At 72.2% G+C, this 12,041-nt stretch carries 7 protein-coding genes; 6 read left to right on the forward strand and 1 reads right to left on the reverse strand.

The genetic code is table 11. The features are described from left to right. Positions 1-107: 107 nt before the first annotated feature. The 4 genes from CES90_RS32945 to CES90_RS32960 all read left to right on the forward strand — a co-directional run bounded on the left by CES90_RS32945 (position 108) and on the right by CES90_RS32960 (position 4,036). Complete coding sequence (locus CES90_RS32945; protein ID WP_189780472.1) at positions 108-581, forward strand: indole-3-glycerol phosphate synthase; 474 nt, start codon at positions 108-110, stop codon at positions 579-581. Positions 582-821: 240 nt separating this feature from the next. Beyond that, the gene (gene murC, locus CES90_RS32950) at positions 822-2,207 is read left to right on the forward strand and encodes a UDP-N-acetylmuramate--L-alanine ligase (protein WP_189780471.1); all 1,386 of its coding nucleotides are present in this window, start codon (positions 822-824) and stop codon (positions 2,205-2,207) included. A gap of 13 nt (positions 2,208-2,220) precedes the next feature. After that, positions 2,221-2,628, forward strand: coding sequence for a peptide-methionine (R)-S-oxide reductase MsrB (msrB, locus tag CES90_RS32955; RefSeq protein WP_189780470.1), 408 nt, complete (start codon positions 2,221-2,223; stop codon positions 2,626-2,628). Between the two features lie 190 nt (positions 2,629-2,818). Beyond that, positions 2,819-4,036: an MAB_1171c family putative transporter gene (locus CES90_RS32960; RefSeq protein WP_229913532.1), complete on the forward strand. Its 1,218-nt coding sequence runs from the start codon at positions 2,819-2,821 to the stop codon at positions 4,034-4,036. A 7-nt stretch (positions 4,037-4,043) separates the two neighbouring features. On the opposite strand, the gene CES90_RS32965 is transcribed toward CES90_RS32960, so the two are convergent. After that, a complete protein-coding gene (locus tag CES90_RS32965) occupies positions 4,044-5,462 on the reverse strand; it encodes an NAD(P)/FAD-dependent oxidoreductase (protein WP_189780469.1) in 1,419 nt (472 codons plus the stop codon). A 316-nt stretch (positions 5,463-5,778) separates the two neighbouring features. Between CES90_RS32965 and CES90_RS32970 the strand changes: the two genes are divergently transcribed. Together CES90_RS32970 and CES90_RS32975 are read left to right on the forward strand one after the other, a co-directional pair. Further along, complete coding sequence (locus tag CES90_RS32970; protein ID WP_189780468.1) at positions 5,779-8,457, forward strand: P-loop NTPase family protein; 2,679 nt, start codon at positions 5,779-5,781, stop codon at positions 8,455-8,457. 36 nt (positions 8,458-8,493) lie between these two features. Then, complete coding sequence (locus CES90_RS32975) at positions 8,494-12,039, forward strand: Hsp70 family protein (RefSeq protein ID WP_189780467.1); 3,546 nt, start codon at positions 8,494-8,496, stop codon at positions 12,037-12,039. The last annotated feature ends 2 nt before the right edge of the window (positions 12,040-12,041 follow it).

Raw genomic sequence — 12,041 nt, forward strand, 5'->3', positions numbered from 1 at the left:
CACCGTTCCGTTCAGCTTTCGCCGGGCACACTAGAAGCCTGAGGAGTGAGGGCCCGCGGGGTCCTCCCGGGAGAAGGGCGCCTGTGGTGTCGTTCACGAGCGTTTTGATGATCGAGAAGGCCCTGACGTCCGCGGACGTCGAGTTCGTCACCACCCTGCACGGCGACGAGCAGGCCTCTTTCCATGTGCTGCTCCAGCCGCGGGGCAACCAGGCCGACAGGCTGTTGCGGGCCATCGACGACCTCGCCCTCGGTGAGCTGGACGAGGCGGCGCGGGAGGGGGAGACGCCGGAGGGGGAGCAGGCGAGGGACGAGGGGGAGCGGGCCCTTGAGGTGTCGTTGCAGGCGTTGCGCGGGACGGGGAGCTCGGCGGAGGGGCGGTTGATCGAGGATCACCCGCTGGATGCGTTGAAGGCGTTGGTGGAGGAGGTCGACGCTGATGAGGTGCTGGTGTTGACCGATCCGCATTATGTGGAGGAGTTCTTCCATCGGGACTGGGCGTCTCGGGCTCGGCACAAGGTGGGGGTGCCGGTGTTGAAGTTGTTTTCCCACGCGCGGGTTCAAGGCGGGGGGGCGTCGTAGGGGTTCCTGTGCGTCTTTGGCTACGGGTTTGTTGTGGCTGGTCGCTCCCCCACTCTCGGCTTCGCTCGAGCGGGGGGACCCCCATCGCGGCGGAGCCGCACATGTCACAGCCCCGCGCCCCTTGACAGCGTGGGCCTGGGCCGGTGGCTGAATGGACCCCATTGCCTAGGCAATAGGCTGGGGCGGCGCTCCCTCGCGGGGCGTGAACCGTCGTCGTACCGCACCTTGGGGAGAACACGCATGGCACCCGGCCTTCCTACCGCCATGGACCGACCGCACTTCATCGGGATCGGTGGGGCGGGGATGTCGGGGATCGCGAAGATTCTGGCGCAGCGTGGGGCCAAGGTGGCCGGGAGCGATGCCAAGGAGTCGGAGACGGCCGAGGCGCTGCGGGCGCTGGGGGCCACCGTGCACATCGGGCACGCCGCGGAGCATCTCGCCGACGACGCCACCTGTGTCGTCGTGTCGTCCGCCATCCGGGCCGACAATCCCGAACTGGCCCGCGCGGCCGAGCTGGGGATCCCCGTGGTCCACCGTTCGGACGCGCTCGCCCGGCTGATGGACGGGCTGCGCCCGATCGCCGTCGCCGGCACGCATGGCAAGACCACGACCACCTCCATGCTGGCCGTGTCCCTGAGCGAGCTGGGCCTCAACCCCTCGTACGCCATCGGCGGCGACCTCGACGTGCCCGGGTCGAACGCCCTGCACGGTGACGGCGAGATCTTCGTCGCCGAGGCGGATGAAAGCGATCGCAGCTTCCACAAGTACGCCCCCGAGGTCGCCATCGTCCTCAACGTAGAGCTGGACCATCACGCCAACTACGCCTCCATGGACGAGATCTACGAGTCCTTCGAGACGTTCGCCGGGAAGATCGTGCCGGGGGGCACGCTGGTGATCTCCGCGGATCATGAGGGTGCGCGTGAGCTGACTCGGAGGGTCGAAGGGGTTCGCGTCGTCACTTACGGTGAGCGCGAGGACGCCGACGTGCGGGTGCTGTCCGTCGTGCCGCAGGGGCTGAAGAGCCAGGTCACCGTGGTGCTGGAGGGGCAGGAGATCGTCTTCACGGTGTCCGTCCCCGGGCGGCACTACGCGCACAACGCGGTCGCCGCGCTGGCCGCCGGTGTCGCTCTCGGGGTGCCGGCCGACGAGCTGGCGCCCGCGCTGGCCGCGTACACCGGGGTGAAGCGGCGGCTGCAGCTGAAGGGCGAGGCGGCCGGCGTACAGGTCATCGACTCGTACGCGCACCACCCCACCGAGATGACGGCGGACCTGGAGGCGATGCGGGCCGCGGCCGGTGACGCGCGCATCCTGGTGCTCTTCCAGCCGCACCTCTTCTCCCGTACCCAGGAGCTGGGCGCCGAGATGGGGCAGTCCCTGGCGCTCGCGGACGCGTCCGTCGTCCTCGACATCTACCCGGCGCGTGAGGACCCGATCCCGGGTGTGACCAGTGAGCTGATCATCGACGCGGCGCGGGCGGCGGGCGCGGACGTCACGGCTGTTCACGACAAGGCGGAGGCCCCCGCCGTGATCGCGGGAATGGCGAAGGCGGGTGATCTCGTTCTCACCATGGGCGCGGGTGACGTGACGGACCTCGGCCCGCAGATCCTGGACCGTCTTTCGAGCTGAGGGGCTGACGCTCATGTCGTACGACGTCGAGAAGCCGGACGAGCAGTGGCGCGCGGAGCTGACCCCGGCCGAGTACACGGTGCTGCGCCAGGCCGGCACGGAGCCCGCCTTCACCGGTGAGTACACGAACACCAAGACCGAGGGCGTCTACTCCTGTCGCGCCTGCGGTGCCGAACTCTTCACCTCGGACACGAAGTTCGAGTCGCACTGCGGCTGGCCGTCGTTCTACGACCCCAAGAACAGCGACGCGGTGGAGCTGATCGAGGACCGGTCGTACGGGATGGTGCGCACCGAGGTGCGGTGCGCCCGGTGCGGGTCGCACCTCGGGCATGTCTTCGAGGGGGAGGGGTATCCGACCCCGACCGACCAGCGGTACTGCATCAACAGCATCTCGCTGCGACTTACCGCCGACGAGGGCTGACACCGGCACCGGCACCGGCACCATCTCCAGCAGGGTGTACGCCGGTTGTCGGGGTTGACTGCGTGGCTACTGTTTGAAGATGGCAGCAAGGGACGGCATGCGGCCTCTTTGAGTCAGGAAGTCGGGAGCTCGCGGTGTTGACGGGGCAAGTGGAGAGAGAAGTCCCTCGGTCAGGGCCCGTGGGCCTGACGTGAACGGATTGATCTACTACATATCCGCCGGGATCCTGTGGGCGGGCTTCGCAGCCCAGGTGCCCGGCCTGTGGCACGACTGGCGCGATCCGCTCAAACGCGCCCTCTGCGCCGTGATCTTCCTCGCCGGTTTCTGCTTCGCCCTCGGCGCCCCGCCCACCGTCGGCTTCCTCAACGGCGCCATCGGTGTGCCCAACGCCGCGGCGTGTGTCACCTACGCGGCCCTGAACGCGTTCTCCGCCGCCTCCCTCGTCCTGATCGTCCACTGGCGCGGTGCCGACAGCCCGGACCACGTACGGCGTATCTCGCACGGCTGGCTGATCACGTACGCGGTGGTGATCGCGGGTCAGGTCGCCCTCTTCGCCGCCGGTGACGCGCCGGTCGAGCGCCGCACGGACTTCGACACCTACTACGCGGACACGCCGTTCGTCCGGGAGATGATCGTCCTCTATCTCCTGGCCCACTTGGCGGCGGCCTCCACCACCACGATCCTGTGCTGGCGCTGGACCCTCCAGATCAGCGGATGGACACGGCGGGCGCTGGCCGTGCTCGCCCTCGGGTGGCTGTGCACGAGCGCGTACGGGGTCGTCAAGCTGATCGCGGTCGCCGGGCGGTGGGGCGGGCAGCAGTGGGATCCGCTGAGCACGCGCCTCGCGCCGATGCTGGTCACCGTGGGCGCCGCCCTCACGTCGGCCGGGTACATCCTGCCGCTGTTGGGGCCGCGTATCGACAGCCTCGTCGCCTTCCTGCGGCTCGGCCCGCTCTTCCGGCTCGTCGGCTCCCGGAGCGGCAAGCGTCACACGGTGCTGTCCTGGCGGTCCCTCGGCAACGTCGAGCTTCGGCTGACCCACCGTACGACGGCCATCCGCGACGGCCTCAGGGACGTGTCCGTGCACTTCGACGAGGGGGTCCGGGAGCGGGCCTACCGCCAGGCGCTGTCCGTCGGTTCCAGCACGGCCGAGGCGCAGGCCATCGGCGACGCCGCGATGGTGGCCGTGGCCGCGCTGTCCGACCCTCGCCGGCGCGCCCCGCGTCTCGACCCGGCCGTCCTGGACAGCGTCGCCCTCGACGCCATCGCCGGATTCACCGGGCCAGTGGTCGGCGCGCAGACCCTGGACACCGGCCAGCCGTCCCTGATCCGGATGTCCCGAGCCGTACGCGCCGCCATCGTCGAGGGCGCGGTCCGCGCCGAACGCGCGCACAGCCGTCAGGCGTGACCAGGCCTCAGTGCCCGCCGCTCAGGGACGAGAGGACGGCGCGTTCCTCCGGGGTCAGCGGTGGGCCCGCGAGGGGTGGGAGGACCGGGCCGAGGAGTGTGGACAGGAGGAGGGACGGGCGGAGCAGGTGGAGGGCGTCCGCCTGGAGGGTGGTTACCTCGCACATCGCGGTGGAGACGCGGTACGAGCCGGTGGCGACGCGGGCCATGCGGCCGGTGTAGGCGGACAGCCAACGGTCCGCGAGTGTGGGGGACTTGCCGCGTACGTCGGGGAACCACTGGTCCTGGCCGACGGACATCATCCATGCCGCGTCCACCACCTTCGCGGCCGCCCGCTGCACGCGGCGCGCGAAGCCGGGCGCGAGGATGCCGGTCCGGTCCAGTTCGCCGCTGAGCGCACGCGCGCCGAGGGCGGCGACCGACATGCCCTGCCCGTAGACGGGGTTGTACGTGGCGACGGCGTCGCCGAGCGCGATCAGGCCCTCGGGCCACCGGGCGGTCTTCTCGAAGTACCGGCGTTCGTTGCGGGTGCTGCGGCTGAGGACGACGTCGCTCAACGGCTCGGCGCCGGTGATCAGTTCAGCGACGATGGGGTGGCGCAGGCCGTGTGCGAAGCGTACGAAGTCGTCGGGGTCGGCGGTGGGTTCGCCGCCTCGGGTGCCGCCGAGACTGACCAGCCAGCGGCCGCCCTCGATCGGCAGGAGGAGCCCCGACCGGCCGGGCCGCCCGCCGCCCGGGTCGGCGGTGACCTGCGCCGGCGGGAAGGCTTCCGCTCCCTCGGGGGTGCGGTAGAGGCGGCTGGCGTAGACGAGTCCGGCGTCCACGACGTCCTTGGGGATGTCGGTGATGCCGAGTTCGGAGAGCCAGTGTTCGATCCGGGTGCCACGGCCGCTCGCGTCGACGACGAACTCCGCGCGCAGGTCCTCGTTGCCCACGGCGCCCTCGCCGCCGCCGATACGGACACCGGTGACGCGTTCGGCCGTGCCCAGCAGACCGGCGGCCGAGGCGCGGCGGATGCTGATACGGGTGGTGCTCGTGAGGACGGCGTCGCGTACGGTCCAGTCGATCAGATCACGGCTCGCGACGAGCAGGGGATGGCTCTCGTGATGCCGTGAGCGCCGGTACCAGCCCTGCGGGCCCAGCGTCACCAGCCCGGAGGTGAGGCCGCGTTCCGTCGCGCCCGCCGCCAGCAGCCGCTTGCGCACCCCGCCGCCGGGCACGATCTCCTCGATGGCGTCGCGTCCGCTGGGCAGGAGGATGTGGGCGTGGCGGCCCTGCGGGAGGCCCTTGCGGGGGCGGGGCTCGTCCGGGAGCTCGTCGCGCTCCAGCACGATCACTTCGTCCACTGTGTCGGCGGACCTGGCCAGGGCCGCGGCGGCGAGCATGCCGGCCATGCTCGCCCCGATGACGACCGCAGTGCGTGGCATGGACACCCCTGCTCTTCAAGGACCCCGATGGAAGCCTCACCGTACATTCACGTACCCGGTCGCGACAGAAGATCAACGCAACCGCTTTGTGTGCATGGGGAGTTGACGAGAAGTCGACGACGGTGTCACGGATTGTCAGGTCTATGTCGTATTGAGACTGACTGTTGTTGGATTTCGGGAATTTGTCGAAACGGGTTGCTGAACGCCGACGCTCGCGGGACATTGCCCAGAGCGTCGGCTGCGGGGGCGGGAACCGGTTCGAGGGGTGACCGGGCGGGCCTCGCCGTGGGGGAGGCGCTGGGGGAGGTCTGTGGCCGTGGGCGACAGTGTGGAGCGGTACGTTCGGTGGACCGTCGGCATGCTGGAGGCGCTGGAGCGGTCCGAGCCGGGCGGCCTCGGCGGCGAGGGCGGCGAGGGCGATGGGGGCGATGGGAGCGGTGGGAGAGATCGGGGCGATGATCTCGAACTGCCGCGGAAGCGGGCCGAGTTCAGGGTCGCCGTCGCCCGGCTGCTCGGGGAGGCGCGGGGGCCGCTCTCGGTGGGGGTGGTCGGGGAGTTCAGCGCGGGCAAGTCACTGCTGATCGAGACGCTGCTGGGGCTGCCCGGTCTGCTGTCGGTGAGCGATGTGGCGACCACCGGGAACGTCACCTCCCTCCACGTCACCCAACTGCCCGGCGACGAGGCATCCTCGGTGCTCGACGGGCGCGCCGTCGTCTACTGCACGGCCGCCGAGACGAGCGAACTCATGGCCCATCTCCACAGCAGGCTGGTCGAGTTGGCGCGACTCGAGGAAGGGCTGGGTGACCAGTGGCTGGGCGAGTTGCGCGCCGCCACCCCGGGGCCGGGCGCCGGCGGCTGGGAGGCGCTCGCCGCCTGGTGCCGGAAGCACGGCGCAGGTGTCAGCGGGACCAAGATGCGGTCCGTCGCCGAGGAAGTCGGGCTGGTGCAGGCGGCGTACGAGCGCGGGGCGCCACTGCTCGGCCGCCGGTACGAGCTGTCGGACGCGCAGGCCAAGCGGGCCATGTCCCTGCCGGGCGTGCGGTTGGGGGAGAAGGGCGGCGGCCGGGCCGGGCCGGATACGGGGGCGGACTCCGAGGCGTACGGGCAGGCCGTCGGCGGGCCCGGGCAGCGGATACCCGACGATGTGCTCGCCGCCTGTGTGCCGCTGATCCGGCGGGTCGAGCTGAGGGTGCGGGTGCCGCGCCGGGTCTGGGACCTGCGCGACATCGGAGCGCTCACCCTGCTGGACTTCCCCGGGCTCAACAGCCCGCAGTCCGGGGAACGGGACCGGTTCCTCAGCCGCCGGGAGCTGCGGGACATCCACACCGTCCTCGTCCTGATGAACGCGCAGCGCGGGCCCGTCTCCAGTGAGCAGGACTTCTTCGACATGCTGCGCGAACCCACCGCCGACGGGCGGGAACGCCGATCGGACGAGGTGCTCAGGGAGAGCCTGCTCGTCGCGGGCGGTCGCTTCGACCAGATGCCCGTGGAACCCGAGGTGCTCAGCGAACTGCTGGGCAGCGCCCCCGAGCCGCTCACCGAGCGGCGGCTGCGCGGGCTGCCCGGCACGGCCGTACTGGACGAGGTCGTCGAGGCCGCCCAGCGGCTGCTGCCGCCCGGGCAGCGCAAACAGCTCGTACTGGTGTCGGCCATGGCCGGACTGGCCGCGCTGCACCGCTCGGGCGCCGTGGAACTCGACGAGTCGACGCGGGCCCGGCTGCGGCCCGGCACCGAGGCCGACCGGCTGACGCGGATCACCGAGCTCTGGGGCAAGATCGCCGACCGGCTGGCGGAGGACCAGCCGGGGGCACCGCTCAGCAGGGTGCTGCGGGAGTTCGCCAAGGACGGCGGGCTCGGCCTGCTGCGCGAGCAGTTGGTGCGGCATGCCGCGGAGCACGGCGGCGCCATCCGGCGGGACGCCGTACGGCGCCGGGCCGGGGCGGTGGACCGGATGCGGCTGGCCCTCATCGCAGCCGAGCGGGCCGCGCACCCGGAGGCCGAGTACCCGCCCGCCTTCCGGGAGATGCGGCAGGCCCTGGACGACACCCGGCGGCTGCTCACCGACCTCCGCGACACCCTGGTCCTCGGGCTGGGACCGGGCACCGTCCAGGCCGACGACGCCCTGCGACGGCGCGTCGCCGACGAGGCCGCGACCCTGGTCGCGGGCTGGCCGGAGTGGAAGGAGCTGTTCGCGGCGGTCGACCGGGACAAGCAGCTCGTCACGGTGGGGCAGGGCTGGAGCGACGAGGACCGGGCGTTCACCGACAGCGTGTGGGCGGCCGCGGCGGAGATCGGGCTCGACCTCGACATGGGCGCCGGGCCCGACGTACCCGCCGACGGGCCGCCCCCCGGCGTCTCGGGCGACCCCGAGGAACTGGTGCCGAGGTTCCGCGCCGGACACGCCGCCCTGCTCAAGCTCGTCCACGACCGGGTCCGGGTCGGCTACGAGGAGCGGCTCGCGGACCACGTCGACACCATGGACGAACTCCGCGACCGCTGGCGGCAGTTGATCGCCGCCGAGCGGGAACGCGGCCCCATGACCCCGACCCGTACCCAGCGGATGCTCGAACTGTTCGCCACCACCCGGGCTGAGGAGTGGCGCGACCGGTTGCGCAGGGCCGACTCCCCGCAGACCGACCCCGCCGCCGTGGACGCCGCGTTCCCGCTCCGCCGGGACCGCTGTCTGCCCTGGCACTCCGAGCAGCCCCCGGGCCGCGACCCGCTGGAGCGGCACGTCGTGCACGCCGTGCGGATGCGGCGCGAACTGGTCACCGCCCTGCTCCAGCTGGTCCACGGCCAGTTGGCGAAGGAGCAGCTCGCCCTCGCCGCGACGGCCGAGTCCGTCATCGCCGCCCGGGAACGCACCGTCACCGCGCACGACACCCTCGACCTGCTTCTCTCCGACAGCGCGGCGAAGGAGGGGGACCACGCGGGCGCTCCGCTCGACCTGGCCGCGCGGCTGGAGGCCACGCCCCCGCCCACGAGGACCCGCTGACCTCTTCCGCCACCCGTCACCGATTTGGGAGAACCCATGGGACTGCACGCCCACTTCGTCTCCTCGGGCGCGTCCTGCGTCGCCGACTCCTACGGGAACGGGTTCACCCTGCTCGGACCGCTGTCCGCGCTGGAGCTGCCCGCCCTGCGGCTGCTGCCGACACCGGGCGGCGACGTCCTCGTCCGGGGCGTCGAGGTGATCGCCCCGCCCGGTCTGCCCGCGGGCCAGCTGGCCGCCCTGCGCGAGCTGTGGCGGGGAGTGGAGGGGCGTGTCATCACCGAGCCCACCGTGGTGGCCGCCTCCGGCCCCGCCGCCCTGACCCGGCTGCCGGGCGACACCGATCTGGCCCTGCTGCTGATCGTCCACCACCACGGGACCGACACGGCCGCAGGACAGGTGATGAGTACGACCGAGGTCACCACGACCCTCCATCTGGACCGGGCGAGCGCGCCGGTCCCGGGGCCGCCGGGACCGGCGGCGGGGAATGGGGCCTGGTACGACCCGAACCAGTGGACGCCGGCGCGGCCTACCGCTGTGACGCAGACGGCCGCGACGCAGACCGCGGGGACGCACGCCGGCGCCCAGGTGAGCGGGGACGGCACCCCGTTCCAGCGGGTCCCCGACGACGTGCAGCGCCACCGCGGCTTCGCCGCCATCGACTTCGGCACCACCAACTCCACCGTGACCATCCACGACATGCGCCAGCTCGACGTACGCGCCATGTCACGCCACCAGGAGGCGCGGCTGCGCCGGGAACTCGTGGCCCTGCTCTCCGAGCCGTCCGTGCCGGGGGCCGAGCGCGGACAGTGGCGCGAACTGCTCGGCGACGTGGCCCGACAGCTCCTCCCCGAGCGGGGCGGGGACCACGGCGAGCCCGGGCGGGCGCTGGCCGACGCGCTGGAGGGCGGGTACGGCGGTGACGGCTGGCTGCACGCGCTGTACACCGCGCTCGAACTGCGCCTCGCAGCCAGGAGCGACCGGCTGCGCGGCGCCGTGGCCCCGCTGCTGCACGCCTGCTTCGACCGGGCCTTCGACGAGCTGCCGCTGGATGTGCTGCGGCTGTTCCCCGCCGACCTCGACCAGTCCGGCGGCACCGAACTGGCCAGCCGGGTCGAGGTGGTCGAGACCCGGCCCGACTTGCGCGTACGGATGGGCGAGGAACGCGTCGCCGTCGGGGGCACCCCGGACGACGCGCCCCGCGCCTACCGTGGCCTGAAGCAGTACCTGGGCCGTGACCTGCCGATACCCGAGCTGCCGGCCCGCGCCGACGGCAGCCCGACCACCGCCGACGACCTCATCCGGGAGGGACTGCGCCATCTCCTGGACCAGGGCGACGAGTTCATCACCACCAACCCCAAGGAGTTCCACCAGGGCCGTATCGACCACCTCGTCATGACGTACCCGACGATCGCACCGCCCGCCGTACGCCGACGGCTGCGCCAGCTGGTCGGCGCGGGCGGCGACGGTGTGGACGGGCTCGGTGTCACGCTCGTGGACACGCAGTTCGACGAGGCCGTGGCGGCGGCCCTGTTCTTCATCATGCGGGACTTCGGCGGGGACTTCGCGGCGGGCGTCGAGGCGTTCCGGGCCCGCTGTCGCCCACTGCCCGGCAGCGGCCGGGCCTGGCAGCAGAACGTCATGGTCCTCGACATCGGCGGCGGCACCAGCGACCTCGCCCTGATCAACCTCAAACTCAAGGACAACACCCCCGACCCCGTGCCCGGCCAGGACCCCCGGTTCACCGGACGGCTGTACGTCCTCACCCCCAAGCTGCTCGGCTCCACCGGCCATCTGCAGCTCGGCGGCGATCTGATGACGCTGCGTCTGTTCCGCTGGTACAAGGCCGCGTTCGCCGACCACCTCCTCACCCGGTGGCCCGACCGCCACGAACGGGTCGTCGCCACGCTCAAGGTCCCCTACGCCACCGGCGACGGGGCGTACGTCCCCGGCAGCCTGCTCGCCCGGGACACCGAGACCGACGGCTATCCGGGCGACCTGGTCGACCTCGTCGTACCCACCCGCTGGGACGATCTGCCGCCGACGCGGGCGCGGGAGGTCGAGCAGACGTTCTGGCTGCTGTGGCGGCTCGCCGAGGAGGCGAAGATCCAGCTGGGCGCGGGCGTCGCCGAGCACCGGCCGCCGCCCGAGGCGTTGGAGGCGCTGCTGACCCGGTTGAGGGGAGTCGAAGGGTGGAAAAGCGCGGCCGGCGAGGAGTGGGCGCCGTGTCTGGACGCCGACCGGTTCGAGCGGCTGATGGCCCCGGTACTCGACGAGATCATGGACCTGGTCGTGGCCCTCGCCGAGAACGGGCTGCAGGGCGGTGAGCTCGACCGGATCTTCCTCAGCGGCAAGAGCAGCCGGATGCCGCTGATCCGCCGGGCGTTGGAGCGCCGGCTGTGCCGGGAGGCCGGGGTGCGCTGGAACTCCGCGGGCATCGCCGTCGAGGAGCAGTACGGGAAGCTGGCCACCTCCATCGGGGCCTGCTGGGGCCACCACGTACGCCGGTTCGCGCACGACGAGGGCAATGCGCAGGGTGTCCTCGGCCGCGGCCGCTACGTGCTGCGCATCGAGGTCGACAACCTCCGCTACTACCTGCCCTGCGACTTCGGCGCCACCTTCCAGCTGGGCTCGGCCGCCGCCCCCACCTACGCGCTGCTGAAAGTGGGCGACCAGCTCAGCCCCATCGGCCCAGGCGGCACCTGGGCGATCCGCAGCAGGTGGGAGAAGCAGCCCAAGAGCCTGCGCGTCCACCGGGGCACCGGCACCGGGTGGGTCGAGTGGGGCGCGTTCGACCCCGACGATTGGATCAGCCGCCGGGAACCGGACTTCGGCCTGGACCTGGAGGAGTGGGCGAAGCAGGTCCTCTTCCAGGTCGAGGTCGACGCGGACCTCTCCCTCCACCTCCATCTCGTACGCGGCGAACCGCAGTACGAGGTGCGCGGCCGGGCCCAGGCCCGGGTCGACCTCGACTCCGGGGCCGGGCCGGACGGGCGGTGGACGCCTCTGGAGATCGTCGTGGACTCCAGGGTCGCCGGGGACCGGCCGGACAAGGGGGCGGTGGTGTTCAGCATGGCCGAGGATCCGCGGGTGCGGAGCGAGCAGGAGGCCGTGGAAGCCGGGGAGGCTCGACAGGGCGCCGCGGCCGGTGGGTGGTTCGACCGGCTGTTCCGGGAGGACGGGCCGGCCGGGGTGCGACTGGTGCGGGGGCGGATGAGTGAGCCGTTGCCTCCGCCCCCGCACGACGGGTGGTCCTTCTATGTACGCCGCCCGACACAGCCGGACCGGGCGCTGGAGCTGGTGGACGTCGTCCCCGTGCCCCGCCGCGACGACGCGGACCGGCAGGACCCGGCCGTCCGCGGGGAGCGCCGGGACGAGGGCGGCGAGCAGCACGAGGGGACCGAGTACGTGGCGACGCTGGACGAGCACGGCCGACTGCGGGTGCACCGTACGCCGGTGCCGTACTGGGCGGCGGACACCGTCGCCGAGATGTGGCACAACGAGGGAGCGGTGTTCCGGGTCGGCATGAACGACGCGGCGGCCGCGCACATCGCCGAGCGCGACCCCTTCAACGGCAGGCACTGACC

The sequence above is a fragment of the Streptomyces capitiformicae genome, assembly GCF_002214185.1.
Taxonomy (GTDB): Bacteria; Actinomycetota; Actinomycetes; order Streptomycetales; family Streptomycetaceae; genus Streptomyces; species Streptomyces capitiformicae.